We start from the raw sequence: 20,939 nt of genomic DNA on the forward strand, positions 1-20,939 counted from the left end.
CGGCGACGACCGTGACCGCGAGCGCGGCTTCCGCGGCCCGCGCCCGGCCGGCCGCTTCGGCTCGGGCCGCGGCGGCGGACGCGAGCGCGGCGACGACCGCGAGGAATTCCGCGCGCGCCCGCGCGACGAGATGGACGGCCCCGGCGGGCACGAGGAGTAAGCATCCATGTCTGAATCGACCGACCTGACCCCCGCCGGCCGCCGCCCCGCCGTCGGCGCGCGCCGCCCCTTCTACCGGCGCAAGAAGTCCTGCCCGTTCTCGGGCCCGCAGGCGCCCAAGATCGACTACAAGGACGTCCGCCTGCTCTCCCGCTTCCTGAGCGAGCGCGGCAAGATCGTCCCGTCCCGCATCACGGCGGTCTCCGGCAAGAAGCAGCGCGAGTTGGCCCAGGCCATCAAGCGCGCCCGCTTCCTGGCGCTGCTGCCCTACGTGATCAACGACTGACCAGGCCATGGGCGGCGTGCTGGGCAATCCGCGCTGGCTCGCGGCAACGGCAGGGGGCCTCGTGGCCGCCGTGCTGTCGCTGTGGGCGATGCGCGGCCTGCCGCTCGGCTTCGCCGCCTTCTGGCTGACGCCGCTGCCGCTGTTCGCCACGGGGCTGGGCTTCGGCCCCGGGGCCATGGCGGGCGCGGCGGGGCTTGCCGCTGTCCTCCATGTAGCACTCGCCGGCATGTTGCCGATGGCGGTGTTCCTGGTTGCCTTCGCCATTCCAGCGGTGCTGATCGTCGCGACCGGCTTCCGCCAGGGGCGCATCGATCCGGGCCTGCCGCTCGCCATCCTCGGCCTGTGGCCGGCGGTGGTGATCCTGGGCTGCGCCATTGGCTTCTCGGGCCTGCCCGGCGGGCTCGAAGGCGCGATGCGCGGCGCGGTGGAACAGGGGCTGCGGCGCATGGGGTCCAGCGCCGCGCAGATGCCGGTCGACCAGCTCGTGCAGGTGATGGCGGCGGCACTCGGCTTCTGGGCCGCGGTGTCGCTCTCGGTGAACGGTGCGGCGGCGCAGTCTGCCCTCGCCCGATCCGGCTGGGCGCTCGCCCCCACCCCGCGCTGGAGCGAGGTGCGCCTGCCCGGCTGGTATCCGCCGCTGACCGGTGCGGGGGCCGCCGGCTGGCTGGTCTTCGGGGGCGATGGCGACGTGGTCGCGCTGTCGGTCCTGCTGGTGCTGCTGCTGCCGGTGTTCCTGCAGGGAATCGCCGCGGTGCATCGCCGCTCGGCCGGGCGGCCGGGCCGCAACTTCATGCTCGGCGTGTTCTACACCGGGCTGGTCATCCTCAGCGTGCCGGCCGCGATCGCGGTGACGGCCTTCGGTTTCTACGAGCAATGGGGGCGGCGCTCGAGCCCGCCCGGAGGCACAACATGATCGAACTCATCCTGATGCAGCGCGTGGACAAGCTCGGCCAGATGGGCGAGCTGGTGAAGGTCCGCCCGGGCTATGCGCGCAACCACCTGATCCCGACCGGCAAGGCGATCCGCGCCAACAAGGACAACCTCGCCCGGTTCGAGCGCGAGCGCGCCCAGCTGGAAGCACAGAACATCAAGCGCCGCGAGGAAGCGGAGCGGATCGCCGAGCGCGTCTCGGGCCTGTCCATCGTGATCATCCGCCAGGCGGGCGAGAGCGGCGCTCTGTACGGCTCCGTCTCGACGCGCGACATCGCCGATGGCTGCAAGGCCTCGGGCCTGACCGTCACGCGCGAGCAGGTGCTGCTCGGCCAGCCGATCAAGTCGGTCGGGCTGACCACCGTGCAGGTCGCGCTGCACCCCGAGGTCGCCATCCCGGTGGTGGTGAACGTGGCGCGCAGCCCCGAGGAAGCCGAGAAGCAGGCGCGCGGCGAGCGAGTCGAGGCCGAGGACGAGGCCGAGGCCGCGAGCCTCGAGGCCGAGCTCGCCGCGGAGCTGGCGGCCGGCCAGGCCGAAGGGGCCTGACCCCACACGGCGCGGGGGGCGACCCCCGCGCCCCTGGCGTGCCGCATCGCCACACGGCGGCCTATCGCCCTCCATGCGTGATATGCAATGCTTCTCCCTCGCCAGGGAGGAGCCTTGATGCTGTTCCACCTCGCCCTCAAGCGACTGGTCCGCCGTGGCACGCTCACCGTCCGCTACCCGGACGGGACAGAACGACGCTACGGCGATGGCGGCGACCTTAGGGCGGGGATGCATATCCGCACCGATCGCGCGCTGCGGCGCCTGACCTTCAACGCTGGCCTTGCCCTCGGCGAAGGCTACATGGATGGCGAGGTGGAGCCGATCGGTTGCTCCATCTACGACCTTCTCGAATTCCTCACGCTGAACATCGCGCAGGGCGGGTCGCACCCGTTCGAGCGGCTGCGCGAGCACCTGCGGCGCATCACGCGGCTGCTGGCGCAGATCAACCCGGCGCCGCGCGCCCGGCGCAACGTCGCGCATCACTACGACCTGGACGGGCGGCTCTATTCGCTGTTCCTCGACCGGGACCGGCAATACTCCTGCGCCTATTTCGAGACGGGGCGCGAGACGCTCGAGGAAGCACAGGCAGCGAAGAAGCGGCACATCGCCGCGAAGCTGCTGCTCGACCGGCCGGGGCTCGAGGTGCTCGACATCGGGTCGGGCTGGGGCGGGATGGCCATCACGCTGGGGCGGGAGCACGGCGCGCGCGTCACCGGCATCACGCTCTCGACCGAGCAGCTCGAGGTGGCGCGGGCGCGCGCCGCGGAAGCCGGCGTCGCCGATCGCGTGACCTTCGAACTGCTGGACTACCGCGCCTGGAGCAGGCCGGTGGACCGCATCGTCTCGGTCGGCATGTTCGAGCATGTGGGCCTCGCGCAGTATCGCGGCTTCTTTCGCATGCTGCGCGGCGCGCTGCGGCCCGACGGCGTGGCGCTGGTGCATGCGATCGGCCGCGCCGACGGGCCCGGCGCTACCAATCCCTGGATCAGGAAGTACATCTTCCCCGGCGCCTATTGCCCGGCCCTGTCCGAAGTGCTGCCGGCGATCGAGACCTCGGGCCTCTGGGCCACCGACATCGAGGTGCTGCGGCTGCACTATGCGATGACCATCGCGCAGTGGCGCGCGCACTTCGCCGGCAACCGCGACACCATCGCCGCGCTGAAGGACGAGCGCTTCTGCCGCATGTTCGAATTCTACCTGGCCGGCGTGGAACTGATCTTCCGCCACTGGGGCCACATGGTCTGGCAGGTGCAGCTGGCGCCACGGCAGGAGAACGTGCCGCTGACGCGCGACTACATCGTCGCGGCCGAGGGCGCCGCGGCGCAGCGCGCGCGCGAATCGGCCTGATCCGGTTGGCCGCGGCCCGCCCCCGGCGCCGGCCCCGCATGCGACTGATCGCCCCGACGATCATCCGCAGCGAGGCGGCCATCCTGCCCGACGACGTCGGCTATTGCGCCGCGCTGTTCGACGAGCTGCGGGTGGTGGACCATGCCTCGAGCGACGGCACGGCGGAGATGCTGGCGGCCCGGCGAGGACGCTGACGGTCACGGTCTGGCGCTTCGTACATCGCGCCAAGATGCAGTTGCGCGCGAGGCAGTGAGGCGCGGCGCCGACTGGGTGTTCCCGCGCGATGGCGAAGAATCCCAGCCCTTCGCATCGCGCGACGCGCTGTGCGCCCTGCTCGACGGCGCGGGGCCGCTGCAGGCCTGGCGCTGGCGCGACCTCTGGCCGGGACCGGATGCCGCATTCGGGTCCTGCCGCCTCGATGGACGATACGAAACGGCGGCTTCGCAACTCCGGACGGTCGTGCTGGCACGCGAGCATATCACGGGCGACCGGCGGCTCGTGATCGGCGCGGGCGGCCACGGTGCGCGGCCCCTGCCCGCCGGCCTCACGGCGAAAGAACGTCTGGGCAGCCTGCTGCAAGCCCCGGTGCGCGGCGCGGGGCGCGCTGCGGCTGAAGATCGCGGCGAACCTCGTGGCGCATGCGGATCGTCCGGACCGACGGGCCGGACAAGGCGGCGACTACGAGCGTGCCGCAACCCGCATGGACGGGCGCACCGCGACGGATCCCGGGCTGCGTCGTCGCCTCGCGCTTGGCGATCCGCGGATCGCCGGCGCCGATGACACGGCGGCATCGCAGTTCGTGGATTTCGCCCCGGCCAGGCGCATTGACGCCCTGCCCGAGCCCGCCCGCAGCAAGGAGGAGGTCGTGGCACGCGATGGCGCGCTGCGCTGGCACGCCCTACCCGAGGGCGCCGGCGATCCTCGCGCCTCAGGCCGCAGGAGGTCGCGGCCAGTCTGTCGGCGCGCTGAGCAGGGCCGCTGCCGACCATCCCCGTGTTCCACAGGCGGGCAGCCCGCCGACGGGGGCATCCGCCGCGCGCAGGCGCTATGATGGCGCCATGAACGAAATCGATCCCGCGGGCGGCGGGCTTCTTGGCCTGTCGCAGCGCATGCCGCCGTCGAACCTGGCGGCGGAGCAGGCGCTGCTCGGCGCGCTGCTGGCCAACAACAAGGCCTATGAGCGGGTCAGCGAATTCCTCGCCCCCGAGCATTTCGCCGATCCGATCCATGGCCGCATCTTCCAGGCGATCCAGCGCCGCGTGGAGGCCGGGCAGCTGGCCGACGTGGTCACGCTGCGCGCCGAGTTCGAGCATTCCGGACTGCTCGAAGAGGTGGGCGGGCCGGCCTACCTCGCGCAGCTGCTCTCGGCCATGGTCGGCATCATCAACGCGGGCGAATACGGTCGCGTGATCTTCGATGCCTGGCTGCGGCGGCAGCTGATCGACCTCGGCGAAGTCGTGGTGAACCGTGCCTTCGGCGCCGAGGCGGAGCTCGATGCCGGCCAGCAGCTGGAAGCCGCCGAGCAGGCGCTGTTCGACCTGTCGAAGGATGGCGCGGCCGGCGAAGGCGGGCCGATCACCTTCGACCGCGCGCTGGCGGTCGCGGTCGAGAACGCCGCCAAGGCCTTCTCGACGCCCGGCGGCGTCTCCGGCCTGACCACCGGCCTGCGCGACATCGATGCCAAGATGGGCGGGCTGCACAAGTCGGACCTGCTGATCGTCGCGGGGCGGCCGGGCATGGGCAAGACCGCGCTCGCGACCAAGATCGGCTTCGGCGCGGCAAAGGCCATATTGCGCGAGGCGCGCGATGCCGACCCCAACGCGGTGCCCAAGGGCGGGGTCGCGATCTTCTCGCTGGAAATGAGCGCGGACCAGCTCGCCACACGTCTGCTGTCGGAGGAGGCGCGCATCTCCGGCGACCGCATCCGCCGCGGCGAGATCGGCCAGCGCGACTTCGACCGCTTCGTCGAGGTCAGCCGCGAGATCGCCGCGTTGCCGATCTACATCGACGACACGCCCGCCATCACTATCAGCGCGCTGCGCACCCGCTGCCGTCGGCTCAAGCGCACGCGCGGGCTCGACCTGGTGATCGTGGACTACCTCCAGCTGATGCGCCCCGCGGCGGGCACGCGGCCGGAGAACCGCGTGCTGGAAATCTCGATGATCACCCAGGGGCTGAAGGCGATCGCGAAGGAACTGGCGGTGCCGGTGATCGCGCTGTCGCAGCTCTCCCGCCAGGTGGAATCGCGCGAGGACAAGCGCCCGCAGCTGTCGGACCTGCGCGAATCGGGGTCTATCGAGCAGGACGCCGACGTCGTCATGTTCGTCTATCGCGACGACTACTACCTGATGCAGCGCGCGCCGAAGGAGCTCGCCTTCGACAACCCCGACAAGTTCCACGAGGCGGTCGACAAGTGGCAGAAGGACATGGAGATGGCGCACAACAAGGCTGAGCTCATCATCGCCAAGCAGCGCCACGGCCCGACCGGCACGGTGAAGCTGTTCTTCGAGGCCGAGTTCACGCGCTTCGGCGACCTCGACACGCAACACGAGGACCAGATGCGTGACTGACGCCGTCGCCATCCGCCCCGCGCGGCCCGGGGATTACGACGCCTGGCTGCCGCTCTGGGAGGGCTACAACGCCTTCTACGAACGCCGCGGCCCGACCGCGGTCAGCGAGGCCATGACGCGCACCACCTGGGCGCGCTTCTTCGACGGCTACGAACCGATGGAGGCGATCGTCGCGGAACAGGCGGGTGCGCTGGTCGGCTTCGTGCACATCGTCTTCCACCGCAACACCATCATGATGGGGCCGACCTGCTACCTGCAGGACCTGTTCGCCGCCCCATCCGTGCGCGGCAAGGGCGTGGGCCGCGCGCTGATCGAGGCGGCGGCCGCGCGGGCGAAGGCCGCCGGAGCGCCGCGGCTGTACTGGCAGACGCAGGAGGGCAATGCGACGGCGCGGTTGCTCTATGACCGTATCGCGACGCGGTCGGGCTTCATCGTCTATCGAATGGACCTGGCATGACCACAGGGCCGCTGACCGGCCAGCCGGTGCTGACCATCGACCTGCCCGCCATCGTCGCGAACTGGCGCGATCTGGCCGCGCGCGGCGCGCCGGGCGCGGTGGCGGGCGTGGTCAAGGCGGATGGCTACGGGCTCGGCGCCATCGAGGTGGCGCGCGCGCTGCGCAGCGCCGGCTGCCGTCACTTCTTCGTGGCCTGCATCAGCGAGGGCCTGGCGCTGCGCGCGGCCCTCGGGGCCGGGCCGATGATCGCGGTGCTGGAAGGCTTCGCCCCGGGCGAGGACGGCGACGCGGCGCTGGTGCCGGTGCTGAACGGGCTGCAGGACCTGGCGGCCCATGCCGCGGCGGGTCGCGCGGCGGGGGTGGCGCGCCGCGCGATCCTGCACCTCGATACCGGCATGGCGCGGCTCGGGCTCGATGCGGGGGAACAGGCGCGGCTGGCCGAGGATCACGCCCTGCTGGCGGGGCTCGACCTGCTCTACGCGATGACGCATCTCGCCTGCGCGGACGAACCGGCGCATCCGCTCAACGCCGCGCAGGCGGCGCGCTTCGCGGCGGCCTGCGCGGCGCTGCCGCCGATGCGGCGGTCCCTGGCCAATTCATCGGGGATGTTCCTCGGCGCGGACTTCGCCTCGGACCTCGCGCGGCCGGGCTGCGCGCTCTATGGCATCAATCCGACGCCGGGTGCCGCGAACCCGATGCGGCAGGTGATGCGGCTCGACGCGCCAGTGCTGCAGCTGCGCGCGATCCCGGCCGGCGCCTCCGTGGGTTATGGCGCCTCCTGGGTCGCGCCGCGGCCCTCGCGCATCGCCACGGTTGCGGTGGGCTATGCGGATGGCTACCTGAGAAGCCTCTCGGGCCGTGCCCTCGGCGAATGTCGCGGCCGGCCCGTTCCCCTCGTGGCGCGGGTGTCCATGGACCTGACGACCTTCGACGTGACCGACCGGCCCGACATCGCGGTGGGCGATCGCATCACCGTGCTCGGCGGCGCGGGCTGCACGCCCGACGAGGCGGCCGCGCTTGCGGGCACCATCGGCTACGAGATGCTGACCGGCCTCGGCGCGCGCTACCATCGCGACTACATCCGGGGCTGAGGGATTGGACCTGGTGCTGAACCCGGTGGCCGCGGTGGGTCGCGGCATGCTCGCTGCCTGCCGCACGGTAGGCGACGTGGCGCTGTTCGCGCTCCTGGCCCTGTCGCATCTGCTGCGCCCGCCCTTCTACGGGCGGCTGTTCCTCCGGCACCTCGCCGAGATCGCGTATTTCTCGCTGCCCGTGGTGGCGCTGACCGCGGTCTTCACCGGCATGGTGCTGGCACTGCAATCCTATACCGGCTTCGCGCGGTTCAACGCGGAAGGCGCCGTGGCGAATGTCGTGGTGCTGTCGGTCACGCGCGAACTGGGCCCGGTCATCGCGAGCCTGATGGTGGCCGGACGGATCGGTGCCGCCTTCGCCGCCGAGATCGGCACCATGCGGGTAACCGACCAGATCGATGCCCTGACCACGCTCTCCACCAATCCGATGAAGTACCTGGTAGCGCCGCGGCTGCTCGCGGGCGTCGTCGCCCTGCCCTTCCTGGTGCTGGTGGCCGACATCCTCGGCGTGATGGGCGGCTGGCTGATCGGCACCACGAAGCTCGGCTTCAGCTCGGCCGGCTACCTCAAGGCCACGATGGATTTCCTCGAGGTAATGGACGTGGTCTCGGGCCTGGTGAAGGCGGCGGTGTTCGGCTTCGTCATCACGCTGATGGGCTGCTGGTGCGGCTACAATTCGCGCGGCGGCGCGCAGGGCGTGGGTGCCGCGACCACATCGGCGGTGGTCTCCTCCTCCATCCTGATCCTCGCCCTCGACTACATCCTGACCGAGCTGTTCTTCGCATCATGAGCGATGCGACGCCCAAGATCCGCCTGCGCGGCCTGTCCAAGGCCTTCGGCGAGAAGCGCGTGCTGGATGGCGTCGACCTCGATATCCGCGCCGGGCACGGCATGGTGATCCTGGGCGGGTCGGGCTCGGGCAAGTCGGTCACGATCAAGTGCATCCTGGGGCTGATCGAACCGGATGCCGGCAGCATCGAGGTGGATGGGCGCGACGTGCTGGCCATGCCGCGGCGCGAGCGCGAGGCGCTCAACGACCGCATCGGCATGCTGTTCCAGAACGGCGCGCTGTTCGACAGCCTGCCGGTCTGGGAGAATGTCTGCTTCAAGCTGCTGGCGCAGAAGCGCATCACGCGGTCGAAGGCGCGCGACAAGGCGGCGGAGGTGCTCGCACAGGTCGGCCTCGCGGCCTCCGTCGGCGACCTCTCGCCTGCCGAGCTCTCCGGCGGGATGCAAAAGCGCGTGGGCCTGGCGCGCGCCATCGCCGCCGAGCCGGACATCATCTTCTTCGACGAACCCACCACCGGGCTCGACCCCATCATGGGCGCGGTGATCGACGGGCTGATCGTGGACGTGGTGAAGCGGCTGGGCGCGACGGCGGTCTCCATCACCCACGACATGGCGAGCGCGCGGCGCATCGGCGACGACGCCGCCATGCTGCACAAGGGGCGCATCGTCTGGACCGGCCCGGCCTCCGCCCTCGGCGATACGGGCAACGCCATGGTGGACCAGTTCGCCCGCGGCGACCGCGAGGGGCCGATCCAGATGGAACTGCGGCGGTAGCACCGCGCCGTCGCGCTTGACCGTCGCGCCGTGCAGGCGCGCTTGACCGGCGCCCCCCGCCGGCGCGACCCTGCCGGCACGAAGCCCGGCCGCCCGCCGGCGGACCGGGCCGCATCCGAGGAACGCCGCCCATGCCGCTCACGCTCAAGCCGCTGCATCCGCTGTTTGTCGCCGAGGCGACCGGCATCGACCTGCGAAAGCCCGTCTCACCGGACCTCGCCGCGGAGATCCACCGCGCTATGGACACCTACGCCGTGCTCGTCTTCCCGGGCCAGGCGCTGGACGACGACCAGCAGATGGATTTCGGCCGCGCGCTCGGCACGCTCGAAGCCACGCGCGGCGTGGTCGATGCGCACAAGCACCGCCTGAAGCACCAGGAGATGAACGACATCTCCAACCTCGACACTGATGGCAGCCTGCTGGCCGCCGATGACCGGCGGCGCATGTTCGCGCTGGGCAACCGGCTCTGGCACAGTGATTCGTCCTTCAAGCCGACGCCGGCCATGTATTCCATGCTGCACGCCCGCGTGATCCCGCCCGAGGGCGGTGAGACGGAATTCGCCGACATGCGCGCCGCCTGGGACGCACTGCCCGACCGCACCAAGGCGAAGATCAAGGACCTCACCACCTGGCACTCGCTGATCTATTCGCGCGCGCAGCTCGGCTTCGACGAGTACACGGCTGAGGAGAAGAAGGCCTTCGCGCCCGTCCCGCAGCGCCTGGTGCGTCGGCATCCGGGCTCGGGGCGGGCCTCGCTCTACCTCTCCGCCCATATCGGCCGCGTCGACGGCATGCCCATCCCCGAAGGCATGGCGATGATCCGCGACCTGACGGAACACGCGACGCAACGCGACTTCGTCTACCGCCACCACTGGACACAGAACGACCTCGTGATGTGGGACAACCGCTGCACGCTGCACCGCGCCCGGCCCTTCGAGGACACCACCTACCCGCGCGACATGCGCCGCGTGACACTGATGGACGTGGCACCCACGCTGGAACAGCAGGCGGCGTGATGGCAGGGGTGCGGCACGGGGGAGGGCTTTGCCCTCCCCCGGCCCCCCACCCACCAAGGGCCGAAGGGCCCCTGGACCCCTCGACTTGATCGGGGAGAGTGGGGAGGGGCATCGTCGGCGATGACCTGCGCGACGGTCGCGCCGTGCCCCTCCCCAATCTCCCCGATTACAAATCCGCGGATCCAAGGGGCCGTTGCCCCCTGGCGGGGTGAGGTTTGGAGAGGGCCGGAGCCCCTCTCCAACGTCCCCCGCCTTCCCCGCCCCGCTCCATGGTGCGACATAGGTGTCGTCGCGAACGGAGGGCTGCCATGGAACGCTATGATCTCATCCTGAAGGGCGGGCATGTCGTGACCCCCTGGGGTGTCGAGGCGGCAGATGTCGCCGTGCGCGACGGGCGCATCGCGACGCTGGGCGACCTGCGCACGGCCGAGGCTGCCCAGACGATCGACTGCGCCGGGCTGCATGTCCTGCCCGGGCTGATCGACCCGCATGTGCATCTGCGCGATCCGGGCGACGCCTCGGTCGAATCGATCGAGACCGGCACGAAGGCGGCGATCCTGGGCGGCCTCGCGGCCGTCTTCGACATGCCCAACACCGCGAAGTCGGTGACGAGCCGCGACATCCTGGACGAGAAGCGCGCCTTCCTGTCGGGCCGCGCCTGGTGCGATGTCGGCCTGTACGTGGGCGCGTCGAAGAAGAACATCGCCGAGCTGGCGGAGCTCGAGCTCCAGCCCAATGTCTGCGCGATCAAGGTCTTCGCCGGGTCGTCCACGGGCGACCTGCTGGTCGAGGACGACGCAAGCCTGGAAGCCGTGATGCGGTCCGGCCGCCGGCGCATCTGCTACCATTCCGAGGATGAATACCGGCTGCAGGAACGCAAGCCGATGTTCACCCCCGGCATGCCGCATCGCAACCACATGGTCTGGCGCGATGTCGAGACCGCGATGCTCGGCACCAAGCGGCTGATGGCGCTGGCGCGCAAGACCGGGCGCGCGGCGCATATCCTGCACGTCTCGACCGCCGAGGAACTCGCCTACCTGCGTGACTTCCGCGACGTCTGCACGGTCGAGGTGCTGCTCAACCACCTCACCCAGACCGACGAGGCCTATGACCGGCTCGGCGGCTATGCGGTGATGAACCCGCCGATCCGCGACCAGCGGCACCTCGATGCCGCCTGGGCCGCGGTCAACGACGGCACCGTGGACTGCATCGGATCGGACCACGCGCCGCATTCGCGCGAGGCGAAGGAACGCCCCTGGCCCAATACCGCCGCGGGGCTGACGGGCATCCAGACGCTGGTGCCGCTGATGCTCGACCATGTCACCTCCGGCCGGCTGTCGATCTCGCGCCTGGTGGACCTGATGTGTGCCGGCCCGGCGCGGGTCTATGGCGCGCTGAACAAGGGGCGGCTCGCGGCCGGCTACGATGCGGACTTCACGCTGGTCGACCTCAAGCGCCAGCGCATGATCCGCAACGACTGGCTCGCCTCGCCCTGCGGCTGGACGCCCTTCGACGGCACGGTCTGCACGGGCTGGCCGGTCGCGACCATCATCCGCGGCCGCGCGGTGATGCGCGAGGACGAGGTGCTGGGCGCGCCGACCGGTCGCCCGGTGTCCTTCGCCGAGACGCATCGGTGACAGCCGAGGAGGCCATCGCCTCCCGCCGGTCGATCCGCGCCTTCCTGCCCACGCCGGTGCCGCGGGCGGATGTCGAGCGTATCCTCGACATCGCCGCGCGCGCGCCCTCGGGCACCAACATGCAGCCCTGGCGCGGCTATGCGCTCACCGGCGCGCCGCTACGCGCGCTGACCGAGGCGCTGGTGGCGGAGGCGGGCGCGAAGGTCGAGGCCGAGTACCGCTACTACCCCGAGGCCTTCTTCGAGCCCTACCTGTCGCGCCGCCGCAAGGTGGGCTGGGACCTGTATGGCCTGCTCGGCATCGCGCGGGGCGAGACGGAGAAGATGCAGCGCCAGCACGCGCGCAACTTCACCTTCTTCGGCGCGCCGGTGGGGCTGATCTTCACCATCGACCGGCGGCTCGAGATCGGCTCCTGGCTCGACTACGGGATTTTCCTCGGCAACGTCATGACGGTGGCGCGGGGTATGGGCCTCGACACCTGCCCGCAGGCCGCCTTCGCGCCGCATCACCGCACCATCCGCGCCATGCTGAACATTCCGGCGAACGAGGTGGTGGTCTGCGGCATGGCGCTGGGCCATGCCGACCCCGCGGCGCCGGAGAACGCCCTGGTGACGGAACGCGCACCAGCCGCGGAATTCTGCAGCTTCCAGGGGTGGGATCGCTGACGCCGCTCAGCGGTGCGGCGCTGTGGACGCGGCTGATCGTCATCAGCGCGCTGTGGGGCGCCGCCTACCCATTGATCCGCTACCTGGCGCTTCACATGCCGCCCTTCGCGGTGGCGGGCGTGCGTGGCGCGCTGGCGGCGGTGGCGGTCTTCGCCTTCCTGTGGTTCCGCCGCGAGCTGGGCGGCATCTCGCGCAGCGTGGTGATCACCTCGCTGGTGCTCGGCGTGCTGAGCGGGGTCATTCCGAATACGCTGATCCCGCTGGCGCTGCAGCGGATGGAGGCCGCACCCGCCTCGCTCGTGCAGGCGGCCGGGCCGCTGATCCTGACGCTGCTGGCCGGCGTGCTGCTGCAGAACGAGAAGCCGACGCCGCGCATGCTGACGGGCATCGTGCTCGGCTTCGTCGGCATCGCGCTGGTGGTGGGGTCGGGCGGCCTGCAAGGCGGCAGCGTGACGGGCGCGCTGCTGATCCTGGGGGCGACCATCTCCTATGCGCTCAGCACGATCTGGGTGCGCCGCGCGGATTGCGGGCCGGCGGCGGCCCTGGCGCTGGGGCAGCAGCTGGTCTCGGGCGTGCTCTCGGGCAGCCTGGCGCTCGCGGTGGACGGACCCGGCGCGCTTGTGCAGCCGGTCGATGTCTGGGTGGTGGCGGTGATCCTCGCGATCTTCGCGACGGCGGTGCCGCTGACCTTGTTCCTGGGCCTGGCGATGCGCGCGCGGGCGGCGGATTCGGCGATGGTGGGCTACATCCAGCCGGTCTTCTCCACCGCCATCGCGGCGGTGTGGCTGGGGGAGGTGCCATCCTGGCAGGTGGTGGCGGGGGGCGCGGTGGTGCTGGCCTCGGTCTGGCTGGTCACGTCGCGCCGGTGATGCGTCGGCGGCGGCTGATTCACCGCTCCGGCGATTCCGCCTCCGCGGATCAGGCGTCAGCCTGCCCCTTCGCCGGCATGCGGGAGAAGATCCAGGCCGTCAGCGCCGGCGGCAGCGCACCCGCGAGCCGCGCCATCGCGTAGGTCGGCCAGGGATAGGCGATCCGCACCCGCCCGCGCGCGATGCCCGCCAGCGTGCGGCGCGCCGCCTCCTCCGCATCCATCAGGAAGGGCATGGGGAAGGCGTTGAGCGCCGTCATGGGCGTGCGGACATAGCCCGGGCAGACCGCGTGCAGGCGGATGCCGCGGGCGCGCTCGGTCGCATCCAGCGCCTCCGCCCAGCGCTGCACGGCGGCCTTGGTGGCGCAATAGGCCGGCGCGCCGGGCGCGGCCACGAAGGCCGCCAGCGAGGCGATCACCGCCACCCGCCCGCGCACGCCGTCGGGGCCGGGCGCCTGCGCCGCCATGGCCTCGATCGCCGGCAGCGCGGTGTTGAGCACGCCGGTCACGTTGGTGGCGAAGATCGCACGAGACTGCGCCGGCGGTTCCGTGAGCCCACCCGTGCCGGCCGAGATGCCGGCATTCGCCACCACCAGGTCGAGCCGCCCTGCCCCGCCGATCCAGTTCGCCATCGCCGCGGCGTCGGTCACGTCGAGCACCGCCGGGCGCACCTCGGCACCCTTGGCCCGGCAGGCGGCGACCGTCGCTTCCAGCCGCGTCGCATCGCGGCCGGACAGGTGCAGCACGGCGCCCGGCCGCGCGCAGGCCTCCGCCAGTGCACGCCCGAGGCCCGAGGAGGCCCCCGTGATCAGCACATGCGTCCATGCGGCTTGCATCGCGACCCTTCCGGGGGGAGAAGCGGCGCCATGGCCGCACACCCCCTCTCCTCCATGACCGGCTTCGCCCGCGAGGGCGGAACCCTGGCCGACGGCTCCTCCTTCATCTGGGAATTGCGCAGCGTCAACGGGCGGGGCCTCGATGTCCGGCTCCGCCTGCCGGGCGGCTTCGACGCGCTGGAGGCGCCGCTCAAGGAGGCCGCCGGACGGGTGCTGAAGCGCGGCAACGTCAATGGGACGCTCACGGTCAAGCGCGAGGACCGGGCCGGGGCGCGCCTCACTCCCGATCCGGTGGCGCTGGACCAGGCGCTGCGTCTCGCCCTCGACCTCGCCGCGCGCATCCCGGGCGCACCGCCGCCGCGCGCCGAGGCGCTGCTGACCCTGCCTGGCGTGCTGCGCGCCGAGGTCGCCGAACCGGACGAGGCGGAGGAGGACGCCAAGCGCGCCGCCATCGCCGCTGCCTTCGCGCGCGCGCTCGATGGCCTGGTCGCGGCGCGCCGCGCGGAGGGAGCGAAGCTCGCCGAGATCCTGGGCGTGCTGCTCGACGAGGTGGCCGCGCTGCACGGCCTCGCCGCGACCGAAGCCGCCGGCCAGCCCGCCCTGCATGCCGCGCGCCTTCGCGAGAGCCTGGCCGCACTGCTCGAGGGCGAGCGCCGCGTGCCGGAGGACCGCCTGGCGCAGGAGGTCGCGCTGCTCGCGACCAAGTCCGACGTGCGCGAGGAGCTCGACCGCCTGTCGGCCCACATCGCCGAGGCCCGGCGCCTGCTCGCCTCGGGCGAGGCGATCGGCCGCAAGCTCGATTTCCTCACCCAGGAATTCGTGCGCGAGGCGAATACCCTGTGCAGCAAGTCGGCCAGCACGGCGCTCACCCGCATCGGGCTCGAATTGAAGGCGGCGATCGAGCGCCTGAAGGAGCAGTCGGCGAATGTCGAATGACGCGGCGCCGCGGCGCGGCCTCTGCCTGGTGCTCGCGGCCGCGCCGGGGGCGGGCAAGACCTCGGTCTCGCGCGCGCTGCTGGAGACCGAGCCCAACCTCTCGCTCTCGGTCAGCGCCACCACGCGCCCGCCAAGGCCCGGCGAGCAGGAGGGCGTCCACTACTTCTTCAAGACCGAGGATGCGTTCGACGCCATGGCCGCGGCGGGCGAATTCCTGGAACATGCGCGCTTCCTCGGCCGCGCCTATGGCACGCCGCGCGGGCCGGTGGAGGCCGCGCTCGCGGCCGGCCGCGACGTGCTCTTCGACATCGAGTGGCAGGGCCATCGCCAGATGAAGGCGGCGCTGCCCGAGGACGTGGTCGGCGTCTTCCTGCTGCCGCCTTCCCTGCCCGACCTCGAGGCGCGGCTGCGCGGCCGCGGCCAGGACAGCGAGGTCGAGATTGCGCGCCGCATGGCCGCCGCGCGGCAGGAGATCACGCACTGGGACGAGTTCGACCATGTGGTGGTGAACCGCGACTTCGCGCACACGGTCGCGCAGGTGCGCGCCATCCTACACGCGGCGCGCAGCGAGCGCCGCCGCCAGCCCGGCATGGCAGGCTTCATCGCGCGGCTGCTCGCGGGATAGCGTGGCGATCATCCTCGAGATCGTCGCACCGGTCTTCGCGATCATCGCGATGGGCTGGGCCGCGGCGGCCTGGAAATGGGTGGACGAGGCGGGCTTCCGAACGCTGATCTGGTTCACCTTCACCATCGCATCCCCGGCGCTGCTGTTTGCCGGCGGCACCTCGGGCAATACGGGCGGCGGACCGGCGGCCCTGGCCTTCTTCCTCGCCGCGCTCGTGGTCTATGGCGCAGCGCTGTGGATCGCGCTGCGGCATCTCGGGCTGAACCTGGCGGAAGGCGGGCTCTTCGCGCTGAACTGCACCTTCGGCAACACGGTGATGATGGGCATCCCGCTCACCGCCGCGGCCTATGGGCAGGCGGGGGTGGCGGTGCTGCTGGCGCTGATCGCGCTGCATTCCATGGTGCTGCTGAGCCTCGGCACGGTGGTGGCGGAGCTGGGCCTGCATCGCCACGCGCCGCTGACGCGCGTGCTGCGCGCGACGCTCAGCGGCGTGATGCGCAACCCGATCGTGATGTCGGTGGTCGTCGCACTCGTCTGGAGCACGCTGGGCCTGCCGGTGCCCTCGGCGCTGCGGCGCACGCTGGAACTGCTCGGCGCGTCGAGCCCGCCGCTCGCGCTGTTCTGCCTGGGCGGGTCGCTGGCCTCGTTCCGGCTCGCGGGATCGCTGCGCGATGTCGCCTGGGCGCTGGTGCTGAAGCTGGCGATGCTGCCGCTGCTGGTCTGGGGGCTGTGCCTGGCCTTCCGCCTCGGGCCGCTCGAGACCGCGGTGGCGGTGACGACGGCGGCGCTGCCCACCGGCGCCAACGCCTTCATGCTGGCGCGGCGCTATGCGGTCGGGGCGGAACGCTCGGGCGCGACGGTGCTGGTCTCGACCGTGATCTCCGTTTTCACCGTGGCGGCGGTGCTCGCCTGGTTCCGAGGATAGGTCAGCGCGCCGCCACCAGGCGCGCGAGCCTGTCGAATTCCGCGACGGTGAGCGTCTCCGCCCGCCGCGCGCCGTCGATGCCCGCCGCCGCCAGCAGGCCCGGCGCGTCGCCGAGCGACTTCAACGCGCCGCGCAGCATCTTGCGGCGCTGCCCGAAGGCGGCGGCAGTGGTCCGCTCCATGGCCGCGAACAGCGCGGCGCCAGGGTCATCAGCGTGGGGCGTGAAGCCGACAACGGCGGACCACACCTTGGGCGGCGGGGAGAAGGCGCCGGGCGGCAGGCGCAGCAGCAGGTCGCAGCGGCAGCGCCACTGCGCCAGCACCGCAAGCCGCCCATAGGCCGGCGTGTCGGGGGCGGCACAGATGCGCTCGGCCACCTCCTGCTGGAACATCAGGGTCATGCCTTCGATCGCAGCCGCACCGCGCAGCCAGCCGACCAGGAGCGGCGAGGCGACGTTGTAGGGCAGGTTCGCGATGATGCGCCGCGGCGCCGGCAGCAGCGCCGCCGGGTCGATGCGCAGCGCATCGCCCTCCTGCACGCGCAGGCGCCCCGGATGCGCCGCTTCGAGTTCCGCCAGCGCCGCCACCGCGCGGCGGTCGAGTTCCACCGCCACCACCTGCGCCGCCGGCGTGGCGAGCAGCGCGCGTGTCAGCCCGCCCGGTCCAGGGCCGACCTCGAGCACGTGCCGATCTGAAAGATCCCCCGCCAGCGCCGCGATGCGCGCGCAGACCGCGGGGTCGAGCAGGAAATGCTGCCCGAGCGCCTTGCGCGCATCGAGCCCGTGCCGCGCGACCGTCTCGCGCAGGCTGGGCAGGCCGTGGTCGGACACGGGATCAGCCGCGCCGCTGGGGCGGCTGGGCGGCGGCGGGGGCTTCGTTGGCCTGGTTGCGGATGTCGATCTGCGCGCGCCGCTGCAGGTCGCGCAGCACCTGGCGGGAAATGAGTTCCACACGCTCGCGCAGCAGCCGGTCGCGCGCCTGCTCGGGCGTGAGTTCGGCCAGGTTGCGCGTCTCGCGCGCGCAGACGGCAATCACCAGCACGCCGTCGGGCGAGACGATCGGCTGGGTCGGCCGGCCGATCGGCAGGTTGGTCAGCAGCTCGCGCAGCTCGGGCGGATTGACGGCATCCTGGCGGATCTGGCCGGGATCGGCGGCGCGCGGGCCGCCACGCGCCGCGGCCTCGACCGCCTCGCAGCCGCGCGCGGTCTCGGACAGGCGCTGCGCCGCCTCGACCTGGCGAAGCTGCTGGGCGGTGGGGGCCGCCGGGTTCACCTGGCCCTCGAAGGGGAAGAAGGCCTGGCGGACCGAGATCATGGTCGCGATGTCGCGCCCCGCGATGCGCTTCTGGCGCAGCTGCGCGATCACGAAGCCGCCGGGCACGCGGATCGGGTTGGAGACGGCGCCTTCGGGCATCTGGCGCACCACGGCGGCGACTTCGGGGTCGAGCCGGTCGGGCTGCACCCAGCCGAGGTCGCCGCCGAGCAGCGCGGTCTGCGACTGGCTGAACTGGGTCGCCACCATCGGGAAGGGCGCGCCCTGGCGCAGCCGCGCGATCACGTCGTCGACGAAGCGGCGGACCTCGGCGTCCTGGCCCGGGTTGGAGACCGGGATGTAGATCTCGGAGACCAGGAATTCCGGCTGGCCGGTGCGCGCGCGCGCGGCATTCACGTATTCGTCGATCTCGGCCTGCGAGATCGTGGCTTGGCCGCCGAGTTGCGACCGCAGCAGGCGGTTCCAGCCGATCTGCGCGCGGATCTGGTCGTAGAGCACGCGCGCGTCGATGCCCGCGCGGCGCAGGTTGTCGCGCAGGCCGCCGGGGGGCAGGTTGTTGCGGCTCTCGATCTCGCCGACCGCGCCGGCGATGTCGGCGTCGGTCACGGGAATGCGCCGGCGCGCCACCTCCTGGGTGCGCAGGCGTTCATCCACCAGCAGGCGCACGATCTGGTCGTTGGCGCGCCCCGGCCCGTCCCCGGTCATGCCGGCGGTGAGCGCCAGCAGCCGCCGGCGGCTCGCGACCTCGTTGGCGGTGATGACATCGCCGTTCACCACGGCGGCGACCCGGTTGGCCTGCGCGCGCGCCGGCGCCGCCGGGGCGGACAGGCTGAGGAGCATCGCGGCCAGCAGGGCCAGCAGCGGTGTCCGGAGGGGGGTATGCGTCGCGGCGGTCATGGCGGTGCCTTCATACGACCCGGCGCAGGCCCGGGAAAGCGCGGCGAGGCACAGCGCGCCCCCGGCCGCCTGGGACCGCCGGTGCCGGACTGCGGGACGCGCCATCGGGCGAGGCTCCGAAGGCCCCCTCAGATCGCGCGGAAGCCGACATCGCCGATCGTCTTGAGGCCGATCCGGAACAGCAGGATGGTGTTGGCGGGATAGAGGTTGTTGGTCGAGGGGTCCTCGGCGAAGCGCTTGAGGAAGCGGGTCTCGAACAGGAAGCACTCGTCCTCGTAGGTGACGGAGGCGGTGACCACGACGGGGCGGTTGTTCTCGATGCTGTAGCGCGCGTAGGCGCCGAAGCGCCAGTTGCCCCATTGCTGCTGCAGGCCGCCCGCCACCTCGTTGCGCGGCTGCACCGGCGTCAGGTAGGGCGCGGCGGGCGTGTACAGGTAGCCCGCAGTCAGAGTGGTGCGCGTCTCCAGGCTGACATTGGTCGCGAGATCCACGAAGCGCAGGTCGCCGTTCTCGTTGGCGAAGCGGCCGCGGCCGAGGAATTCCAGCCACGGCACCGGCCTGATCCGCGCGCGCGCCACGTAGTCGGAGGCGCGGTTCTCGACGCCGCTGCCGGCATAGAACGGCCCGCCATCGGCTTGCGTGCGATAGGAGGCCCCGGCGAGTCCCTCGAGCATGCCGCCATTGGGGAAGTACCAGGCGCCGCGCAGCGCGTAGTCGAAGCGCGTGCCGCCTTCCTGCCGGTCGCGGCCGTAGAAGCGGTTCAGGCTGAACAGGTTGGCATCGGTGAATTCGAAGTCGATGCTGTCCTCGTTGGGCACGCTGGACTGACTGCCGGTGAGCGGGCCGCCGACCACCTGCAGCATCGGTTCGATCACCTGGTGGCCATACTCGCCGGCCGGGCGCACGAAGGGCATCCGCCAGGCCAGCCCGGCGCGGATATTGGCGCGCGCCGCTGTGCCGTCATTCGCCGTGGTCGAGTTGTTGGGCGCCAGCGCGAGGTCGGTGAAGGCATAGGAGGCGATGTCGGATTGCGCGCGCAGCGTCCAGACGCCGCCCAGCCCGTCGCGCATCGGCAGGTCGTAGCCGAGCCTGAATGCACCGCGCTGGGTGTTGGTGCCCCCGGACCGGAACACCGCGAAGTTCCAGGTGTCGAAGGTCAGCGTGCCGCCCAGCGAATCCACCGGTGCGCGCCAGTCGAGGTAGACGTTGGGACCCACCGTCGGGATCAGGCTGGTGTTGTCGGTCGGGCGCAGGCCCTGGAAGATGCGTGCATCGACGCGGGCATAGGCGTCCGGTCCCCAGAAGCCCTCGGTGAAGACGTTCGAATCGAGCCGCCGGCGGGCGCCGTAGCGGTAGATGCGCAGGTAGTCCTCGCTGCTTGCGCGATTGAAGTCGAAGCCGGTGCGCCAGGTCTCGTCGATCGCAAAGCGCCCGCGCGAGAAGATGTGCCCGGCGAAGCCCTCGGGCGTGTTCTGGTCGCCGTTCAGGTAGCCCAGCGAGCCTTCGGCCGAAATCTCCCCGAAGTTGAAGCGGCGGCGGTATTCGAGGCCGAGATTGGGTGCCGCCTGCGTCGCGATCTGCGGCCGCAGCACGAGCTCCTGGCTCTGGTCGATCGCCCAGTAGTAGGGCGTCTCGACAAAGCCGCCGAGGAACCTCGTGATGCCGAAGGTCGGGCTGAGGAAGCCGGACTGCCGCGGCGCATCGCCCGCCGGGTGCTGCAGGTAGGGCGTCCAGAAGGTCGGGATGCCCGCGAACTCCACCACCGCGTCGCGGTAGCGTGCCTGGCGCGCCTCCTGGTCGAGCGTCGCGGTGCGCGCGCGCACCTGCCACAGCGGCGGCGCGAGCGGGTCATCCTCGCAGGCATTGCAGGATGAATAGACGACGCGCGAGAGGTCGAAGATGGACCCGCCCGTGCGCCGCGCGCTGTTCGCCGCGACACGCCCGTTCTGCGTGAGGAGCCCGCGCAGCCCCTCGATCACGCCGTCGCGGAACTGGTTCTCGAGCACGATCGAGTCCGCGAAGATGACCTGGCCGTCGGCCTCGATCAGCTGGACGTTGCCGCGCGCGGTGGCCACGCCCGTGTTGCGGTCGTAGGTGAATTCGTCGGCGCGCACGACGCGGTTGCCTTGCCAGGCCTCGACCCGCCCGCGGGCGACCACGACGGCACGGTTCTGGTCGTACTCCACTTCCTCGGCGGTGAAGGTGACCGGCTGGTCGCGGGCCGGCTGCGCGGCGGCAGCGGCCGGGGCGGGCTGGCCGGGCAGCGAGGTGGCGACGTCCTGCGGCGCGACGATGGGCGGCAGCGCGGACTGCT

Annotated in this window: 21 protein-coding genes and 1 pseudogene; 18 read left to right on the top strand and 4 right to left on the bottom strand. The window is 71.7% G+C overall.

Features of this window, described 5'->3' with window-relative positions:
• From HW578_RS09850 to HW578_RS09920, 15 genes and pseudogenes are all read left to right on the top strand, one after another.
• Positions 1 to 160, top strand: a pseudogene (locus HW578_RS09850) (30S ribosomal protein S6); the annotation flags it as partial.
• Between the two features lie 6 nt (positions 161 to 166).
• Positions 167 to 445: a 30S ribosomal protein S18 gene (rpsR, locus tag HW578_RS09855; protein WP_198370384.1), complete on the top strand. Its 279-nt coding sequence runs from the start codon at positions 167 to 169 to the stop codon at positions 443 to 445.
• 7 nt (positions 446 to 452) lie between these two features.
• The gene (locus tag HW578_RS09860) at positions 453 to 1,358 is read left to right on the top strand and encodes a DUF2232 domain-containing protein (protein WP_198370385.1); all 906 of its coding nucleotides are present in this window, start codon (positions 453 to 455) and stop codon (positions 1,356 to 1,358) included.
• Entirely contained in the window at positions 1,355 to 1,921 is a 567-nt protein-coding gene (gene rplI, locus HW578_RS09865) for a 50S ribosomal protein L9 (RefSeq protein WP_198370386.1), read from the top strand. The genes HW578_RS09860 and rplI overlap by 4 nt, the downstream gene beginning before the upstream one ends.
• Before the next feature lie 117 nt (positions 1,922 to 2,038).
• Positions 2,039 to 3,268 carry an SAM-dependent methyltransferase gene (locus HW578_RS09870; protein ID WP_198370387.1) on the top strand — a complete coding sequence of 410 codons (1,230 nt, stop codon included), beginning with the start codon at positions 2,039 to 2,041 and terminating at the stop codon, positions 3,266 to 3,268.
• A gap of 38 nt (positions 3,269 to 3,306) precedes the next feature.
• Positions 3,307 to 3,462 (top strand): hypothetical protein, encoded by a 156-nt coding sequence (locus HW578_RS09875; protein WP_198370388.1) that lies wholly within the window; start codon positions 3,307 to 3,309, stop codon positions 3,460 to 3,462.
• A gap of 864 nt (positions 3,463 to 4,326) precedes the next feature.
• Positions 4,327 to 5,838 carry a replicative DNA helicase gene (locus HW578_RS09880; RefSeq protein ID WP_198370389.1) on the top strand — a complete coding sequence of 504 codons (1,512 nt, stop codon included), beginning with the start codon at positions 4,327 to 4,329 and terminating at the stop codon, positions 5,836 to 5,838.
• Positions 5,831 to 6,295, top strand: coding sequence for a GNAT family N-acetyltransferase (locus HW578_RS09885; RefSeq protein WP_369407863.1), 465 nt, complete (start codon positions 5,831 to 5,833; stop codon positions 6,293 to 6,295). The genes HW578_RS09880 and HW578_RS09885 overlap by 8 nt, the downstream gene beginning before the upstream one ends.
• Positions 6,292 to 7,386: an alanine racemase gene (alr, locus tag HW578_RS09890; RefSeq protein WP_198370390.1), complete on the top strand. Its 1,095-nt coding sequence runs from the start codon at positions 6,292 to 6,294 to the stop codon at positions 7,384 to 7,386. The genes HW578_RS09885 and alr overlap by 4 nt, the downstream gene beginning before the upstream one ends.
• Before the next feature lie 4 nt (positions 7,387 to 7,390).
• Positions 7,391 to 8,176, top strand: coding sequence for an MlaE family ABC transporter permease (locus HW578_RS09895; RefSeq protein ID WP_198370391.1), 786 nt, complete (start codon positions 7,391 to 7,393; stop codon positions 8,174 to 8,176).
• Entirely contained in the window at positions 8,173 to 8,949 is a 777-nt protein-coding gene (locus tag HW578_RS09900) for an ABC transporter ATP-binding protein (protein ID WP_198370392.1), read from the top strand. The genes HW578_RS09895 and HW578_RS09900 overlap by 4 nt, the downstream gene beginning before the upstream one ends.
• A gap of 131 nt (positions 8,950 to 9,080) precedes the next feature.
• Positions 9,081 to 9,965 carry a TauD/TfdA dioxygenase family protein gene (locus tag HW578_RS09905; protein WP_198370393.1) on the top strand — a complete coding sequence of 295 codons (885 nt, stop codon included), beginning with the start codon at positions 9,081 to 9,083 and terminating at the stop codon, positions 9,963 to 9,965.
• A gap of 308 nt (positions 9,966 to 10,273) precedes the next feature.
• Positions 10,274 to 11,602, top strand: coding sequence for a dihydroorotase (locus HW578_RS09910; RefSeq protein ID WP_198370394.1), 1,329 nt, complete (start codon positions 10,274 to 10,276; stop codon positions 11,600 to 11,602).
• The gene (locus tag HW578_RS09915; RefSeq protein WP_198370395.1) at positions 11,599 to 12,267 is read left to right on the top strand and encodes a nitroreductase family protein; all 669 of its coding nucleotides are present in this window, start codon (positions 11,599 to 11,601) and stop codon (positions 12,265 to 12,267) included. The genes HW578_RS09910 and HW578_RS09915 overlap by 4 nt, the downstream gene beginning before the upstream one ends.
• Positions 12,255 to 13,136, top strand: a complete 882-nt coding sequence (locus HW578_RS09920) for a DMT family transporter (protein WP_198370396.1) — start codon at positions 12,255 to 12,257, stop codon at positions 13,134 to 13,136. Before HW578_RS09915 ends, HW578_RS09920 begins: the two co-directional genes overlap by 13 nt.
• 49 nt (positions 13,137 to 13,185) lie before the next feature.
• Here the strand turns inward: HW578_RS09920 and HW578_RS09925 are convergent, their stop codons facing one another.
• A complete protein-coding gene (locus HW578_RS09925; RefSeq protein WP_198370397.1) occupies positions 13,186 to 13,971 on the bottom strand; it encodes an SDR family NAD(P)-dependent oxidoreductase in 786 nt (261 codons plus the stop codon).
• Positions 13,972 to 14,001: 30 nt separating this feature from the next.
• On the opposite strand from HW578_RS09925, the gene HW578_RS09930 reads away from it, so the two are divergent.
• The 3 genes from HW578_RS09930 to HW578_RS28415 are packed head-to-tail and all read left to right on the top strand — an operon-like array spanning position 14,002 to position 16,457.
• Positions 14,002 to 14,907, top strand: a complete 906-nt coding sequence (locus tag HW578_RS09930; protein WP_232478841.1) for a YicC/YloC family endoribonuclease — start codon at positions 14,002 to 14,004, stop codon at positions 14,905 to 14,907.
• Positions 14,897 to 15,532: a guanylate kinase gene (gmk, locus tag HW578_RS09935; protein ID WP_198370398.1), complete on the top strand. Its 636-nt coding sequence runs from the start codon at positions 14,897 to 14,899 to the stop codon at positions 15,530 to 15,532. Before HW578_RS09930 ends, gmk begins: the two co-directional genes overlap by 11 nt.
• A 1-nt stretch (position 15,533) precedes the next feature.
• Complete coding sequence (locus HW578_RS28415; protein ID WP_198370399.1) at positions 15,534 to 16,457, top strand: AEC family transporter; 924 nt, start codon at positions 15,534 to 15,536, stop codon at positions 16,455 to 16,457.
• A gap of 1 nt (position 16,458) precedes the next feature.
• On the opposite strand, the gene rsmA is transcribed toward HW578_RS28415, so the two are convergent.
• The 3 genes from rsmA to HW578_RS09955 all read right to left on the bottom strand — a co-directional run.
• Positions 16,459 to 17,286 (bottom strand): 16S rRNA (adenine(1518)-N(6)/adenine(1519)-N(6))-dimethyltransferase RsmA, encoded by an 828-nt coding sequence (rsmA, locus tag HW578_RS09945; RefSeq protein ID WP_198370400.1) that lies wholly within the window; start codon positions 17,284 to 17,286, stop codon positions 16,459 to 16,461.
• A gap of 4 nt (positions 17,287 to 17,290) precedes the next feature.
• Positions 17,291 to 18,625 carry a peptidylprolyl isomerase gene (locus HW578_RS09950; RefSeq protein ID WP_198370401.1) on the bottom strand — a complete coding sequence of 445 codons (1,335 nt, stop codon included), beginning with the start codon at positions 18,623 to 18,625 and terminating at the stop codon, positions 17,291 to 17,293.
• A 128-nt stretch (positions 18,626 to 18,753) separates the two neighbouring features.
• Positions 18,754 to 20,939: LPS-assembly protein LptD (locus HW578_RS09955; RefSeq protein WP_369407864.1), on the bottom strand; the 2,186-nt coding region annotated here is incomplete at its 5' end.

The organism is Roseomonas rosulenta (assembly GCF_016106005.1).
Taxonomy (GTDB): domain Bacteria; phylum Pseudomonadota; class Alphaproteobacteria; order Acetobacterales; family Acetobacteraceae; genus Neoroseomonas; species Neoroseomonas rosulenta.

Coding starts and splice junctions, on each gene's coding strand:
- rpsR (WP_198370384.1), top strand. CDS start 167: ATGTCTGAATCGACCGACCTGACCCCCGCCGGCCGCCGCCCCGCCGTC.
- HW578_RS09860 (WP_198370385.1), top strand. CDS start 453: ATGGGCGGCGTGCTGGGCAATCCGCGCTGGCTCGCGGCAACGGCAGGG.
- rplI (WP_198370386.1), top strand. CDS start 1,355: ATGATCGAACTCATCCTGATGCAGCGCGTGGACAAGCTCGGCCAGATG.
- HW578_RS09870 (WP_198370387.1), top strand. CDS start 2,039: ATGCTGTTCCACCTCGCCCTCAAGCGACTGGTCCGCCGTGGCACGCTC.
- HW578_RS09875 (WP_198370388.1), top strand. CDS start 3,307: ATGCGACTGATCGCCCCGACGATCATCCGCAGCGAGGCGGCCATCCTG.
- HW578_RS09880 (WP_198370389.1), top strand. CDS start 4,327: ATGAACGAAATCGATCCCGCGGGCGGCGGGCTTCTTGGCCTGTCGCAG.
- alr (WP_198370390.1), top strand. CDS start 6,292: ATGACCACAGGGCCGCTGACCGGCCAGCCGGTGCTGACCATCGACCTG.
- HW578_RS09900 (WP_198370392.1), top strand. CDS start 8,173: ATGAGCGATGCGACGCCCAAGATCCGCCTGCGCGGCCTGTCCAAGGCC.
- HW578_RS09905 (WP_198370393.1), top strand. CDS start 9,081: ATGCCGCTCACGCTCAAGCCGCTGCATCCGCTGTTTGTCGCCGAGGCG.
- HW578_RS09910 (WP_198370394.1), top strand. CDS start 10,274: ATGGAACGCTATGATCTCATCCTGAAGGGCGGGCATGTCGTGACCCCC.
- HW578_RS09925 (WP_198370397.1), bottom strand. CDS start 13,971: ATGCAAGCCGCATGGACGCATGTGCTGATCACGGGGGCCTCCTCGGGC.
- HW578_RS09930 (WP_232478841.1), top strand. CDS start 14,002: ATGGCCGCACACCCCCTCTCCTCCATGACCGGCTTCGCCCGCGAGGGC.
- gmk (WP_198370398.1), top strand. CDS start 14,897: ATGTCGAATGACGCGGCGCCGCGGCGCGGCCTCTGCCTGGTGCTCGCG.
- HW578_RS09950 (WP_198370401.1), bottom strand. CDS start 18,625: ATGACCGCCGCGACGCATACCCCCCTCCGGACACCGCTGCTGGCCCTG.